A 13,794-nucleotide genomic window follows, 5' to 3' on the forward strand; every position below is an offset into this window, starting at 1 on the left:
GTGTCGATGGCAATTCTCCTTCTTCAGGCACCGGCGGCGACCAGCAGGTGGGCGATTTCAGCAAAGCCCTTATCCCATGCCAGTTCCAGCGGCGATTTGCCATATTTATCGGTCATATGTGGATTGGCGCCGTGGTTCAGCAGCAGCTTAACGATCGCTTGCTGCGTTGCGCCGCCGTCGTTTAAGACAATCGCTTCCAGCAGCGGTGTCCAGCCGACAAAGTTGGTGTGGTTGACGTTAATATCGGTTTCGGTCAGCAGAATTTTAACGATCTCAAGATGGCCTTTTTCGCAGGCCGGCGTCAGACCGACGCCGCCGAAACGGCTTAAACGCGCAAGGTCAGGTTTAGCTGGCAAAATTAAGCGCAGCAGCTCGACGTCATTATTCAGGCAGCTCAGTAAGAACGGGTTAAAACAGGTCTGGTCCTGCTTATCAATATCGACACCAGCGGCAATGAGTACAGAAACGCAGGCATAATGTTTATTCAGGCTGGCCAGAGTAATAGCGGTTCGCCCCTGGCGATTGCTGACATTAATATCGACGCCGCGCGCTAAACAGGCTTTTAATTGTTCGACGTCACCTTGCTCCGCGGCCAAAAGATATTCAGCACTAATATTTTCCGTGGTCATCATCTTGCTCCTGTTGTTGCGGCTGAAACTATTTGATGGCTTGAGCATAGCAACCAAAAATAGATAAAAGAACCCGCTTAAATTTTATTCGCGATAACCCCACTGATTGTTGAATATTTTTTAATAATGGATGCAGACTGTGCGGCAGAGCAATGTTTGTTTCTTGCAGGCGATTTCCCGTAATTCAAGAAGGGATTATTTCTATATAGTTCCCGAACGAAACCCATTTCCACGACCAATATCACGAGGGGGAAGAGATGAACGGACTCACCGCAACGGGGATTACTGTCGGCCTTTGTGCCGGGATCTGGCAGCTGATCTCCTCGCAGGTTGGGCTTGATCCGAGCTGGGGATTGCTGGGCACGATCGGCTTTGTCGCCTTTTGCAGTTTTTATGCGGCAGGCGGCGGTAAAGAGGGGTTTGTGAAGAGTCTTTTTGTTAACTACACCGGCGTCGTCTGGGCATTTCTGGCGGCAATGGCTGCGGGTGGACTTACTGCGGCCACCGGAATGTCATCCTTCTGGGCCAGCGTTATCACCACGGTGCCGTTCTCCGCGGTGATTGTCTGGCAAGGGCGCTTTTCCCTCACCGCGTTTATTCCCGGCGGTTTTCTTGGCATGACGCTGTTTTTCGCCTCCGGGATGAACTGGCCGGTGACGCTGCTGGGTTTTTTGGCCGGCAACGGCGTAGGGCTGATTTCCGAATATACCGGTCGAAAACTGAGCGAGGCAACCTCAAAAAGCCCGCGTTGAACCATGGCGCCGCGGAGAATTTCGCGGCCCGCGCGGGCGGACCCTGCGCATGGTGTTAAAAGATATTCAAAAATGATTGCCCGATGACAGGGACAGGAAATAGAGTCGATTGCAGGGTAGGGCTAATGGGCGGTTGACGAAAGCAGGAGCGGGCGAATGAACTCAATTTTTACTGAAGAAAATCTGCTGGCGTTTACCACGGCGGCGCGCTTTGGTAGTTTCAGCAAAGCTGCAGACGAGCTGGGGCTAACGACATCAGCCATCAGCTACACCATCAAGCGCATGGAAACGGGGCTGGACGTGGTGCTGTTTACCCGCAATACCCGTAGCATCGAGCTGACGGAGTCCGGCTACTATCTTTTCCGTAAGGCCACGGATTTACTCAATGATTTCCACGCCATCAAGCGCAGCATCGATACCATCGCCCAGGGCATTGAGGCCCGGGTCCGTATCTGCATCAACCAGCTGCTTTATACGCCGCGACATACGGCGCGTCTGTTGCAGGTGCTCAAAAAACAGTTTCCAACCTGCCAAATTACCGTTACCACGGAGGTGTATAACGGCGTCTGGGATTCGATGATTAATCAGCAGGCTAATATCGCGATTGGCGCACCGGATACGCTGCTCGACGGTGGCGGCATTGACTACACTGAAATTGGCGCCATTCGTTGGGTCTTCGCCATTGCTCCGGATCATCCGCTGGCGTTTATGCCGGAACCGATAGCAGAAAGCCAGCTACGGCTTTACCCCAATATTATGGTGGAGGACACCGCCAGCACGATTAATAAGAAAGTGGGTTGGTTACTGCACGGGCAGGAGGCGATTCTGGTGCCGGACTTTAATACCAAATGCCAGTGCCAGATCCTCGGTGAAGGCATTGGTTTTCTGCCGGATTATATGGTTCGTGAGGCCATGGCGGAAAACCGGCTGATTACCCGCCAGATTCATAACCCTCGCCAGGATTCAGGAATGCTGCTGGCGACCCAGCACGCGGCCAGTGGACAGGTGACGCAGTGGATAAAAAAAGAGTTTCGCCCCGGTGGGATATTAACCGCTATCTATAGTGATTTACTGCACCGCGAGATGACGGTGAAATCGTTTCAATCTATTTCCTGAAATTTTTCTGGAATACCTTATGTGCTATAACACCAGATATAAAAACATAAGGTGTTAATTAAATGAAAAATTTAAAGTTAATTGTTGGTAGCTTGATCTGTGCAGGTTGTTTACTGGCACCATTATCTGTCATGGCGGGTTATAAGATAAACACGATCCCGGTTCATTTCGATAAAGGCACCAGCGGAACCACCATTACAAATGCCCTGAGCGGCGCCGATGTGAAAGATTACACGCTGGTGGCAAAAGCGGGTCAGCTAATGCACGTCACCCTGAAGAGCAAATGGCCTCATCCTTATTTCAACGTGATCAACCCCGCGAACGAAACCATTTTTAATGGCTCGATGACAGAAGGTGCTTTTGAGCAGCGCCTGGCAACCAACGGAAAATATACCGTCCGCGTGTATCAGATGGGCGGCGCGCGCGATGAAGGAAAAACCAGTGCCTATGAGCTGGCTTTGAAAGTCACGGACTAGCTTTTGCCTGTATAGAGCCGCCGTTCTCACGTTATGCTGCGGCCACGTGAGGGGCGGCCTTTGTCACTATTTTGCGTTTTGGTGGCCGGGGCCGAGTGCAATGACCCGGTTTCAACCATCTCCCCATCAACACCCCTCATCCGATCGTGCTGGATGTGATTTTGGTCATCCACCCGCCATGCTGCCCCGTGCCCGCAATATATTTCATCCTCTGCGGGCGGGCCTTTAGCGCCTCTTTTATCGCCCCCGTCATGCCGCGACCATGGGCAATAACAAGCGCTCGCGCGATCTCAGACGTCGGAAAATGCCGCTGACGTTTCAAATCCCCCTCTTTTTAAGGCGGAAAATCTTCTCTGGCGGATTGCCAGCGTCAGGCCGGTGACTTGTCTGCAAACTGCTGAGCGCCTCTCATTTTTTGCGCGTTTATGCCGCAATGTTAGAGATCTGTCAAAGTTCTGTTACCAGGTGGTTTTAAAATTTTCATTTCAGTTATTTAATTATAAAAGTTTCATATGAGTTGTTAATGAAACAAAACGTCTGAAATTGACCGGGTGATAAATCGTATGATTTATGAACTGCCGTTTTAATAATTCACTAAAAAACCACTGGATTAGGTGGTTTTGCTAAACATGTGCAAAAACAGCGCGGTCAGAAGCGAGACTTTTGGCCGGCGATCCGGCAGCTAGCAGCAAGACGCATTTACGAAATGAATTTTTCATTTCATCTCAATGAACTGGCATATCACTGAACCCCAAGGAACAACTATGAACATCAAGAAAACGATTGTTGCCTCTTTGTTAGTCTGTATGTTGCCCGCTGCGGTGATGGCAAAAGATCTCTCCGTCGGCGTTTCCATGGCGCTTTTCGACGACAACTTCCTGACTATCCTGCGTACCGCCATGCAAAAAGAGATGCAAAAAGAGGGGGTGAAATCGCAGGTTGAGGATGCCAAGGGTGATGTCGCGCAGCAGCTGCAGCAGGTGCAAAACTTTATTGGTCAGGGCGTCGATGCCATCATCGTCAACCCGGTCGATACCAATGCCGTGAAGCCGATTATCGATCAGGCGACCAAAGCCGGTATTCCGCTGGTCTTCGTGAACCGCCGCCCGCAGATTACGCTGACCGACAAAATGGCCTACGTTGGTTCGGATTCGGTACTGGCCGGCCGTCTGCAGATGGAAGCGCTGGCGAAGGCGATGAACGGCAAAGGCAACGTGGCGATTCTGCTGGGTGACCTGGCGAACGAGTCAACCCGCGATCGCACCAAAGGCGTGGAAGAAGTCGTCGCGAAATACCCGGATATCAAGATCGTCCAGAAGCAGACGGCGAAATTCATGCGTAACGATGCCGTGGATGTGGTGAGTAACTGGATGACCAGCGGGGAAGATATTCAGGCGATCGCCTCCAATAACGATGAAATGGCGATTGGCGCGCTGCAGGCGCTGGGAAGCAACCCGAAGCACATTCTGATTGCCGGTGTCGATGGGACCCCTGACGCTCTGCAGATGCTGAAAAACGGCAAGATGATCGCCACCATTTTCCAGGATGCTAAAGGGCAGGGGGAAGGGGCGGTGGATGCGGCCGTCAAACTGGCTAACGGGGAAAAAGTCGAAAAAGTCATCGATGTCCCTTACCAGCTGATTACCAAAGAGAATATGTCTGAATTTGTCAGCCGTAATCAAAAATAATCATTTCTGGCTCAGCGGTACGGAGGGGGATGTATGAACGCTTTTGCACTTGAAGCCGAAGGTATCAGTAAGTTCTTTCCTGGCGTGAAGGCGCTCGATAATGTCTCATTACGCGTGCGCCCGGGGACGGTGCACGCCCTGATGGGGGAAAATGGCGCGGGAAAGTCGACGTTAATGAAGTGCCTTATCGGGATTTACCGTCCCGATAAGGGCGCGATCCGGGTGAAGGGCGAACCGGTGCAGTTCCAGGATACGATGGATGCGCTGCGCGCGGGGATCTCCATGATCCATCAGGAGCTGAACCTGGTGCCGCATATGACGGTGGCAGAAAATATCTGGCTGGGGCGCGAGCCGATGAAATACGGCTTTGTCGACCATCGACAGTTGGCCCGCCAGACTCAGACACTGCTCAATAAACTGAATATCCGTTTATCCGCCGACCGCCTGGTGGGCGATCTTAGCATTGCCGCCCAGCAAATGGTGGAAATAGCCAAAGCGGTATCGTGGAACGCGGATATTGTCATTATGGATGAACCCACCTCGGCGCTGACGGAAAGTGAAGTGGCTCACCTGTTCACCATCATTCGCGATTTACGCGAGCAGGGTAAAGCCATTATTTATATCAGCCACAAGATGGATGAGATTTTCGCGATTACCGATGAAATTAGCGTCTTTCGCGACGGGACCTGGGTGGGCAGTCGGCAGACGGGCGAATTTACTCGTCAGTCGCTTATTACCCAGATGGTGGGCCGCGAATTAACTCAGCTGTTCCCGAAATTCAATAATACGATTGGCGAAGAGGTATTGACGGTCCGCAATCTGTCGCGCAAAGGCTATTTCGAGGAGGTGAATTTCAGCGTCCGTCGCGGTGAAATTCTCGGCGTTGCGGGCCTGGTCGGCGCCGGGCGCAGCGAAGTGATGGAGAGCCTGTTTGGGATGGAGCGCTTTGACAGTGGCGAAGTCCTGATTGACGGCCAGCCGGTGACGATCGACTCGCCTTCCGTGGCCATCGAAAAAGGGATGGCGCTGCTGACCGAAGACCGCAAAAAGTCCGGACTGTTCCTCGTGCTTTCGGTGATGGAAAACATGAGCATCGTCAATATGCCGGAATATATCGGCAAGAGCGGGTTTGTCAAACATATGAAGATGGCGGAAGACTGTATGGAACAGATCCGGCGTCTGAATATTAAAACCCCGACCATGGATCAGATTATTAATAACCTGAGCGGCGGTAATCAGCAAAAGGTCTTAATTGCCCGCTGGCTTTTAGCGCAGCCCAAAATATTAATTCTTGATGAACCAACTCGCGGGATTGACGTGGGGGCGAAGGCTGAAATTTATCATCTGATTAGCGAACTGGCGAACCGTGGCGTCGCAGTGATTATGGTCTCTTCTGAACTGCCGGAAATTCTGGGCATGAGCGATCGCGTTATGGTCATGCACGAAGGACGTATTACCGGCATCCTCGACAAAGACGAGGCCGATCAGGAAACCATTTTGTCGTTGGCATCCCACTGAGGTGTAGAGAATGAGCAATATGAAACTGACCGCAACAGCTGCAAATGAGCGATCCTCTTTCTTCGGTAATTTACGGCATAAATTACCGAAAGATACCGGTATCTTTATTGTTATGGTGGTCATCGCCCTGACATTTGAAATTGCCGGCTGGTTTGTCCGCGACCAGTCTTTCCTGATGAACACTAACCGCCTGGTGTTGATTGTCCTGCAGGTCGCCATTATCGGGATTATCGCCGTCGGCGTCACGCAGGTCATTATCACCACCGGGATTGACCTCTCCTCCGGATCGGTCATTGCCCTTGCCGCGGTGGTAGCGGCAAGCCTGGCGCAAACCTCGGATAGCCTGTCGCCGATGTTCCCGTCGCTGGTTAACCTGCCGGCGGTCATTCCCATTTGCGCCGGAATTGGCGTCGGGCTGATCTGCGGATTAACCAACGGCTTTTTGGTCACCCGTACCGGGATCCCGCCGTTTATCGCCACCCTCGGGATGATGGTCTCCGCCCGCGGCCTGGCGCAATATTACACCCAGGGAAATCCCATCAGCTTCTTGTCCGACAGCTTTACGTCGATTGGTCAGGGGGCGATGCCGGTGATTATTTTCTTCGTGATTGCCGCTCTGTTTCACATTGCGCTGAAACACACTCGCTACGGGAAATATGTTTACGCCATCGGCGGCAACATGACCTCGGCAAAAGTGTCCGGCATCAATGTGAATAAGTATCTGGTTATCGTCTACACCATCGCCGGCGCGCTGTCGGGGCTGGCCGGGGTTGTGCTGGCGGCGCGCGTCAGCAGCGGGCAGTCCAGTATGGGGATGTCCTACGAACTGGACGCTATCGCAGCGGCCGTTATCGGCGGCAGCAGCCTGATGGGCGGCGTCGGCCGCATCACCGGCACCCTGATTGGTGCGATGATCCTCGGCTTAATCAAAAGCGGCTTCACCTTCGTCGGCGTCGATGCTTACGTTCAGGATATTATCAAAGGGATTATTATTGTTGCGGCGGTGACGATAGACATGCGCCGTAACCGTAAGAAGCACTAAGCGAATGAAGAGATAACCCTGAAGCGATATCAGGGTTATCTCTTCGCGCTGTTAAACGACAGGCATGATGAAAATGGCAAGGTACGCTGGCGCCGGTGAACTCAGGAGAGACCGCGAATCAATCCTTCCCGGTTGGCTTGCGGTATCGGCGTGTGTGTGGCCAGCGGAATCAGCACCTGCGGACCGAGTCGGCCCGCAGCATCGCGCAACTCGCCCAACGCCAGCGCGCGCAGAATGGGCCCCAGCGCACTGGGCTGCAGCAGCAGAAACTCATTGGTGCGCTTGAACAGCGCTTTATGATAGAAATCCGTTGCCACCACCATATCGTGAATCGCCTGGTCGGCGAGCTTCGGGTCGCTCAGCACCTCGGTACGAAAGCCGTTGGCAACGCGCCGGGAATGATCCAGCTGCTGCATCATTTCGCTCATCAGCGCCGGAGAGAGTAGGTTTTTCGGGATCTTCTGCATGTCACGATCGGTGATGTCGCGATGAGCGACCAGCACCTGCCAGCGCGACTCTTTATCCTCAGGTGAACTTAATATCAGCTCGTTAACGAAGGCGCGCTCACCGGCCAGGTCATTAGAGACCTGTAGTACCCGGTAGAAAATATCGAACTGGATAACATTGTTATACGCGCTTTTCCACGTTTCCCATGAGCCGGAAAGCAGCCAGAAGGAGAGAATGGTGGTTAAAAAAATCGTCGCCAGCGCGGATCCCCAGATATAGCGGAGAATATTAGACGATGCTGAGGATCTCTTTTTCGTTTTCACACGTCCCCTGGCGTCAGCAGTAAAAAGAAGCGATTCGAAAATCATTGAGTGGAATTGAACTGAAATATAACGGAATTCGATGCCGTTATGTCCGCATATTTGCCTGCTGTATGCGATCTGTTGGCTGATTTTAGCAGATAATCCAGAAGAAAATGGCTTTTTGTCCGCGCGGTTAAATAGTGTAAGATATTGTTTTAATTTGTTTATTCCTGTTGTTCCCTCTTTTCCGGGAGGGGGCAGGCAGACCGTTACGGCGGTGAGCGGTCGTTCTGGCGCCGCGCGGCGCCAGAACGACCGACAGAAGGGCGCTTACTTTTCTCCGGCGGCGAGCAGTACGCTATGCAGCAGCACGTTCGCCCCTTTTTCTGCCCAGGTGGGCAGAATATTCTCCGCCTCGTTATGGCTAATTCCCTTCTCGCAGGGGATGAAAATCATGCTGGCGGGCGCGACTTTGCTGATATAGCAGGTATCATGCCCGGCGCCGGAGACCATGCGTCTGGCGCTGTAGCCGAGCGTCTGAACCGCCCGCTTGCTGCGCGTCAGACACTGCGCGTCGAAAGCGATCGGGGCGTAGTCAAAAATCCGTTCAACTTCGGCCGGGACGCCGCGCCCGGCCAGTTCGGCCGCGGCGCGATGCAATGCCTGCTCCATCGCCTCCAGCGCGCTGCTCTGCGGATGGCGGAATTCCACGCTGCATTCGACGCGACCCGGCACCACGTTGCGCGATCCCGGTATCACCTGCACCATGCCGATGGTCGCCCGTCCGTCGGGATGATGAGCGATGCCGATTTGCTCCACCGCCAGCGCCAGTTCGGCGAAAGCGGTCAACGCATCGCGACGGCTGCCCATCGGCGTGGTGCCTGCGTGGGCGGAAAAACCCTCCAGCGCGACGTTGAACCAGCGCTGGCCCATTGCCGCGTGGACGAGGCCGATATCAATCCCTTCTTCTTCCAGAATCGGCCCCTGTTCGATATGGACCTCATAACAGGCATGAACCGGGAATGCGGCCGTCGGACGATCGCCGCGGTAGCCGATGGCCTCCAGCGCCGCGCCGACGCTGATGCCGTCGCGATCTTCGCGGGTCAGCGCGAAAGCTTCGCTGAACTGCCCGGCCCACACGCCGGATGCCAGCATCGCCGGGGCGAAGCGCGCCCCCTCTTCATTGGTCCAGTTGACCAGCACGATATCGCGCTCGGTCTCAATGCCGCGTTCATTCAGCGTGCGTAGCGCCTCCAGCCCGGCGAGCACGCCGTAAATCCCGTCATAGCGGCCGCCGAGCGGCTGAGAATCGACGTGCGAACCGGTCAATACCGGGGCCAGCTGCGGATTTTTTCCGGCGCGGCGGATAAACATATTGCCCATGCTATCGACTTCGCAGGGAAAACCGGCTTCCTGCGCCCACTGGCGCAGCAGGTCGCGCGCCTGGCGGTCCTCGTCGCTCAGCGTCAGGCGGGTGACACCGCCGGCCGGCGTTGCCCCTATCCTCGCCATCTCGTTAAGAGTTGACCACAGACGTTCAGCGTTGATGGCTATCATGACTTGTCCTTCTTCACGCGATAGCGGAAGTCGCAGCACTTTCCGCCCTCCATAATAGTGGTGGTGCGGGTCAGCTCTACCTCCGGCGCGTAGCCGACGATAAACTTGTCGTCGCGGGCGCAGGAGAGCAGGTGGCCAATTTCGCCGAGGCCCATTTCGTGGTACATCTCGGCGTAGCGGCAGCGGTTGACGTTGTAGTTATACTGCTGGTCATCGGCGTCCAGCACCTTGACCTCGAGGGCGTTATCTTTTTCCCACAGGTATTGCAGGGCGACGAAGCTCTGGATGTTCGCGCCGTCCGGCTCCTTGCTGGCAAAGGCTTTTCCCGCCTCAATCGCAGCGTTTTCAATGGCTTCGCCGATGACCGCCTGGGCGCGAGCTTTACCTATTTCGCGCACCAGGATGTCATAAATCGGCTTAATAATTTCGGCTTCAATTTTGCGGCGGGCGAGAATGCCCAGCTCATTATTATCACTCATCACATTGCCTCACTGCGTTACTTCGTTGTTGCGCCGCCGAGTACGGTTTGCGGCTGCCATTTGCCGTCGACGACTTTGTAAACGGTAAAGGTTGGCGATTTCAGGTTGCCCTCTTTATCAAAGGCGATTTGTCCGGTGACGCCGGCGTAGTTAATGGCGCGCAGGGCGGGCAGATAGTCGGCCGGATCGACGGAGTCAGCTTTTTCCATCGCCGCCACCAGCACGCGGGTAGCGTCATAGGCGAACGGGGCATGCAGCTCGATATGGGTGTGATAGCGCGCCTGGTAGGCCTGCTCAAAGGCTTTACCGCCCGGCATCTGTTCGACCGGCAGTCCCGGCTCCAGCGCCACCACGCCGTTACCCTCTTTCTGCGCCAGCTGCAGGAAGGTCTGGCTGACAAAACCGCCTGCGCCCATCAGGGTGGCGTTCATGCCCAGCTGTTTGATGCGCCGCGCCAGCGGGGCGGCCTGGCTATCGACGCCGCCGAAGAAAATCAGATCGGCGTTTTTACTGCGGATCGCGGTCAGCACGGCGCTGAAGTCGACGGTTTTATCATCGACGTACTGGCGGTCGACGATTTTGATCCCCTGTGCGTCCAGCGACTTAATAAACTCGTCCGCCAGCCCCTGACCAAAGGCGGTACGGTCATCGATAACCGCGATGCGTTTCGCTTTCAGGGTTTGTACCGCATACTGTCCGGCAAACTGGCCGCCGTCATCGTCGTGGCCCATCACGCGGAAGCTGGTGTCGAAGCCCTGTCTGGTATAGGCGTGCCCGGTGGCGACCGGCGCGACCTGGGCGATGCCCGCATCGTGGTAAACCCGTGCTGCGGGAATGCTGGTGCCGGTGTTCCAGTGGCCGACGACGCCGGCGACGCCGCTATCCACCAGACGCTGAGCGACGGCAACGGCGGTACGCGGGTCGGACTGGTCGTCTTCCGATTGCAGCTTAAAGGTTACCGCCTTGCCGCCGATGGTCGGGTGCTGCTTGTTGATATCGTCAATCGCCAGCTGCGCGCCGTTTTCGAGGTCCTTGCCGATACGCGCAGAAGGGCCGGTCAGCGGACCCGCCAGGCCGATAATCACGGTTTCGCTGGCTGCAGACCATGCGGCGGATGAGGCAAAGCCGCTGAGCACAATAGCGGCGCTGAGGGCACTGATTTTGACTGTTTTCATTGTTTTTCCCTGATGCTGGTTAGTGTTAAGCGGGCACTTCGCCCAAATAAATCTGTGCGATACGGTCGTCGGCCAGCAGCGCCTGCGAGGCGCCACGTTCCACAATACTGCCGCTGTCCATCACCCACGCGCTGTCGGTGGCCTCCAGCGCCAGGCGCGCGTTCTGCTCAATCAGCAGCAGCGCCACGCCGCGCTGACGGAGCGTGGCGATCACGCGAAAAACGTTCTCGACCATTAGCGGCGCCAGGCCCATCGAGGGCTCGTCGAGGATCAGCAGGCGCGGCTGGCTGAGGAGGGCGCGGTTCAGCGCCAGCAGCTGCTGTTCGCCGCCGGAGAGCAGCCCGGCCAGCTGATGCTGCCGTTCCGCCAGGCGCGGGAAGTTGGCGAAGATTTCCGCCATCTCCTGCCGGACCGCCGCGCTATCGCGACGCAGCCAGGCGCCCATCTGCAGGTTTTCCAGTACCGTCATGCGGGTAAAGATGCCGCGGCCTTCCGGTACCATCACCAGCCCTTCGCGCAGCAGCGACTCCGCTTTGCGTCGACGTACCGCTTTACCGTTGAAAAGAATCTCGCCGCTAAAGGGTTCCAGCCCGGTAATGGCGCGGACGGTGGAGCTTTTGCCTGCGCCGTTGGCGCCGATCAAAGTCGCCTGCTCACCCGCTTGCACGCTGAATGAGACGTCGCGTACCGCCTGGATGCCGCCGTAGTGCACGCTGAGGCCGGTCACGGTTAACAGATCAGACATGGGTGTTTCCTCCCAGCCAGGCGGCGATCACCGCCGGATCGCGGCGTACGGTTTCCGGCGTGCCGCTGGTTAATGTTTTGCCGTAATCCAGCACCATCAGGCGATCGCAGATCCCCATCACCAGCTTGACGTCGTGCTCAATCATCAGCAGCGTCTTGCCATCATCGCGAATGCGCAGCAGCAGTTCGCCAAGGGCCATCTTCTCGGCGGCGTTCATCCCGGCCGCCGGTTCATCCAGCGCCAGCAGGCGCGGATCGGTAGCCAGCGCGCGGGCAATCTCCAGCCGCCGCTGGTGGCCGTACGCGAGGTCGCAGGCGCGGTAGTGGGCGAACTGCGCAATGCCGGTATAGTCCAGCCAGTGCCACGCCAGCTCGCAGGTCTGCGCCTCTTCGGCGCGGGCGCGTTTATGCCGGGTAAGCGCGGCCCACAGACCGTTGCGGGTGCGTACGTGGCGGCCGACCATCACGTTCTCCAGCACCGACATGTCATTAAACAGCCGCACGTTCTGGAAGGTACGGGCGATGCCGGCGGCGGTGACCTTCTCGATATTTTTCGGGAAATAGGGCTGGCCGGCGATAGCGAACTCGCCGCTGTCCGCCGGGTAAAGCCCGGTAATCAGGTTAAAGCAGGTGGTTTTCCCCGCGCCGTTAGGGCCGATCAGGCCATAGATTTCACCTTCGTTAATGGTCAGCGAGACGTTATCGACCGCCGTCAGGCCGCCAAAGCGCTTTGACATGTGGCGTACGCTTAACAGGCTCATGCTTTGACTCCCTGATGACGTGCGGGCCAGATACCCTGAGGGCGCAGCAGCATGACCAGCACCAGCGCCAGGCCGTAGAACAGCTGGCGCAGCACTTCCGGGTCAATCAGCACTTCGCCAAACAGCGCCTGCTGCAGCGGCGCCGCCTGGCTGCGCAGCAGCTCCGGCAGCGCGGTCAGCAGCACCGCGCCGAGGATCACCCCGGGGATATGGCCCATGCCACCGAGCACCACCATCGCCAGTACCGCAATTGACTCCTGTAGCGTGAAGGATTCCGGCGAAACGAAGCCCTGAAATGCGCCGAACAGCGCCCCCGCCACGCCGCCGAATGAAGCGCCGATAGCGAAAGCCAGCAGTTTGTAGTTACGCAGGTTGATGCCCATTGCGCGGGCGACGTCTTCGTCCTCGCGGATGGCGTGCCAGGCCCGGCCAATGCGTGAATGTTGTAGCCGCAGGCAGACGAAAATAATCGCCACAATCACCAGCATCAGCAGGTAGTACCACAGCCACAGCGCCGGGACTTTAAAACCAAACCAGTGATAGACGCCGCTAAATTTCAGCCCGAACAGATTCAGCGAATCGACCCCGGAAATGCCTTTTGCGCCGTTGGTGATGTTGACCGGACGGTCGAGGTTACGCATCAGGATGCGGATAATTTCGCCGAACCCGAGAGTGACAATCGCCAGATAGTCGCCGCGCAGCTTCAGCGTTGGCGCGCCCAGTACGATACCGCAGCCCGCCGCCACCAGCGCGGCGAGCGGAATAATCACCAGCCATGAGGTGTGCAGGCCATCCGGGAACCAGCTATTTAAAATCGGGAATACCTCCAGCAGATGCGGTGAGGCCAAAAGCGCCGCCAGATACGCGCCGACGGCGTAAAAAGCGATAAAGCCCATATCCAGCAGACCGGTGTAGCCGACCACGATATTCAGCCCCAGCGCCAGCATGATGTAGAGCAGGGCGAAGTCGATGACCCGCACCCAGTAGTTGCCGCCGAGCTGGCTGGCGACCATCGGCGCTACCAGCAGTGCGCAGACGAACAGCGTCATCCCGGACCAGAAGCGGCGGGAGACGACGGGCGTATCGAGTTGTGCTGTTGTCATCATGT

At 56.4% G+C, this 13,794-nt stretch carries 14 protein-coding genes; 6 read left to right on the plus strand and 8 right to left on the minus strand.

Annotated elements, in window-relative coordinates:
* Positions 1-23: 23 nt before the first annotated feature.
* Positions 24-629, minus strand: coding sequence for an ankyrin repeat domain-containing protein (locus MC50_RS14915; protein ID WP_032700633.1), 606 nt, complete (start codon positions 627-629; stop codon positions 24-26).
* A gap of 257 nt (positions 630-886) precedes the next feature.
* Between MC50_RS14915 and MC50_RS14920 the strand changes: the two genes are divergently transcribed.
* The 6 genes from MC50_RS14920 to MC50_RS14945 all read left to right on the plus strand — a co-directional run bounded on the left by MC50_RS14920 (position 887) and on the right by MC50_RS14945 (position 7,221).
* Complete coding sequence (locus MC50_RS14920; protein WP_032689114.1) at positions 887-1,381, plus strand: DUF1097 domain-containing protein; 495 nt, start codon at positions 887-889, stop codon at positions 1,379-1,381.
* A 156-nt stretch (positions 1,382-1,537) separates the two neighbouring features.
* A complete protein-coding gene (locus tag MC50_RS14925; RefSeq protein WP_032696486.1) occupies positions 1,538-2,497 on the plus strand; it encodes a LysR substrate-binding domain-containing protein in 960 nt (319 codons plus the stop codon).
* A 62-nt stretch (positions 2,498-2,559) separates the two neighbouring features.
* Positions 2,560-2,973 carry a DNA breaking-rejoining protein gene (locus tag MC50_RS14930; RefSeq protein ID WP_032689111.1) on the plus strand — a complete coding sequence of 138 codons (414 nt, stop codon included), beginning with the start codon at positions 2,560-2,562 and terminating at the stop codon, positions 2,971-2,973.
* A gap of 764 nt (positions 2,974-3,737) precedes the next feature.
* On the plus strand, positions 3,738-4,661 hold the full coding sequence (locus MC50_RS14935; RefSeq protein ID WP_004858977.1) for a sugar ABC transporter substrate-binding protein: 924 nt from the start codon (positions 3,738-3,740) through the stop codon (positions 4,659-4,661).
* Between the two features lie 33 nt (positions 4,662-4,694).
* The gene (locus MC50_RS14940; RefSeq protein WP_032689108.1) at positions 4,695-6,179 is read left to right on the plus strand and encodes a sugar ABC transporter ATP-binding protein; all 1,485 of its coding nucleotides are present in this window, start codon (positions 4,695-4,697) and stop codon (positions 6,177-6,179) included.
* A 19-nt stretch (positions 6,180-6,198) separates the two neighbouring features.
* Entirely contained in the window at positions 6,199-7,221 is a 1,023-nt protein-coding gene (locus MC50_RS14945; RefSeq protein ID WP_172619965.1) for an ABC transporter permease, read from the plus strand.
* A 101-nt stretch (positions 7,222-7,322) separates the two neighbouring features.
* On the opposite strand, the gene MC50_RS14950 is transcribed toward MC50_RS14945, so the two are convergent.
* The 7 genes from MC50_RS14950 to MC50_RS14980 form a co-directional block, all read right to left on the minus strand.
* Positions 7,323-7,991, minus strand: coding sequence for a hypothetical protein (locus MC50_RS14950; protein ID WP_047665476.1), 669 nt, complete (start codon positions 7,989-7,991; stop codon positions 7,323-7,325).
* Between the two features lie 309 nt (positions 7,992-8,300).
* Entirely contained in the window at positions 8,301-9,527 is a 1,227-nt protein-coding gene (locus MC50_RS14955) for a Zn-dependent hydrolase (RefSeq protein ID WP_047664275.1), read from the minus strand.
* A complete protein-coding gene (locus tag MC50_RS14960; protein WP_032689103.1) occupies positions 9,524-10,006 on the minus strand; it encodes an L-2-amino-thiazoline-4-carboxylic acid hydrolase in 483 nt (160 codons plus the stop codon). Before MC50_RS14960 ends, MC50_RS14955 begins: the two co-directional genes overlap by 4 nt.
* Before the next feature lie 17 nt (positions 10,007-10,023).
* On the minus strand, positions 10,024-11,181 hold the full coding sequence (locus tag MC50_RS14965; RefSeq protein WP_032689101.1) for a branched-chain amino acid ABC transporter substrate-binding protein: 1,158 nt from the start codon (positions 11,179-11,181) through the stop codon (positions 10,024-10,026).
* Between the two features lie 25 nt (positions 11,182-11,206).
* On the minus strand, positions 11,207-11,926 hold the full coding sequence (locus MC50_RS14970) for an ABC transporter ATP-binding protein (RefSeq protein WP_032700631.1): 720 nt from the start codon (positions 11,924-11,926) through the stop codon (positions 11,207-11,209).
* Complete coding sequence (locus MC50_RS14975) at positions 11,919-12,686, minus strand: ABC transporter ATP-binding protein (protein ID WP_047664278.1); 768 nt, start codon at positions 12,684-12,686, stop codon at positions 11,919-11,921. Before MC50_RS14975 ends, MC50_RS14970 begins: the two co-directional genes overlap by 8 nt.
* On the minus strand, positions 12,683-13,789 hold the full coding sequence (locus MC50_RS14980) for a branched-chain amino acid ABC transporter permease (protein ID WP_032696481.1): 1,107 nt from the start codon (positions 13,787-13,789) through the stop codon (positions 12,683-12,685). The genes MC50_RS14975 and MC50_RS14980 overlap by 4 nt, the downstream gene beginning before the upstream one ends.
* Positions 13,790-13,794 lie beyond the last annotated feature (5 nt).

The sequence above is a fragment of the Klebsiella planticola genome, assembly GCF_000783935.2.
In the GTDB taxonomy this organism is placed as follows: Bacteria; Pseudomonadota; Gammaproteobacteria; order Enterobacterales; family Enterobacteriaceae; genus Klebsiella; species Klebsiella planticola.

Bases quoted from the DNA above. Each gene is read 5' to 3' on its own strand.
- MC50_RS14975 (WP_047664278.1), bottom strand. From the start codon at position 12,686: ATGAGCCTGTTAAGCGTACGCCACATGTCAAAGCGCTTTGGCGGCCTG.
- MC50_RS14940 (WP_032689108.1), top strand. From the start codon at position 4,695: ATGAACGCTTTTGCACTTGAAGCCGAAGGTATCAGTAAGTTCTTTCCT.
- MC50_RS14915 (WP_032700633.1), bottom strand. From the start codon at position 629: ATGACCACGGAAAATATTAGTGCTGAATATCTTTTGGCCGCGGAGCAA.
- MC50_RS14935 (WP_004858977.1), top strand. From the start codon at position 3,738: ATGAACATCAAGAAAACGATTGTTGCCTCTTTGTTAGTCTGTATGTTG.
- MC50_RS14925 (WP_032696486.1), top strand. From the start codon at position 1,538: ATGAACTCAATTTTTACTGAAGAAAATCTGCTGGCGTTTACCACGGCG.
- MC50_RS14960 (WP_032689103.1), bottom strand. From the start codon at position 10,006: ATGAGTGATAATAATGAGCTGGGCATTCTCGCCCGCCGCAAAATTGAA.
- MC50_RS14945 (WP_172619965.1), top strand. From the start codon at position 6,199: ATGAAACTGACCGCAACAGCTGCAAATGAGCGATCCTCTTTCTTCGGT.
- MC50_RS14965 (WP_032689101.1), bottom strand. From the start codon at position 11,181: ATGAAAACAGTCAAAATCAGTGCCCTCAGCGCCGCTATTGTGCTCAGC.
- MC50_RS14920 (WP_032689114.1), top strand. From the start codon at position 887: ATGAACGGACTCACCGCAACGGGGATTACTGTCGGCCTTTGTGCCGGG.
- MC50_RS14955 (WP_047664275.1), bottom strand. From the start codon at position 9,527: ATGATAGCCATCAACGCTGAACGTCTGTGGTCAACTCTTAACGAGATG.
- MC50_RS14930 (WP_032689111.1), top strand. From the start codon at position 2,560: ATGAAAAATTTAAAGTTAATTGTTGGTAGCTTGATCTGTGCAGGTTGT.
- MC50_RS14970 (WP_032700631.1), bottom strand. From the start codon at position 11,926: ATGTCTGATCTGTTAACCGTGACCGGCCTCAGCGTGCACTACGGCGGC.
- MC50_RS14980 (WP_032696481.1), bottom strand. From the start codon at position 13,789: ATGACAACAGCACAACTCGATACGCCCGTCGTCTCCCGCCGCTTCTGG.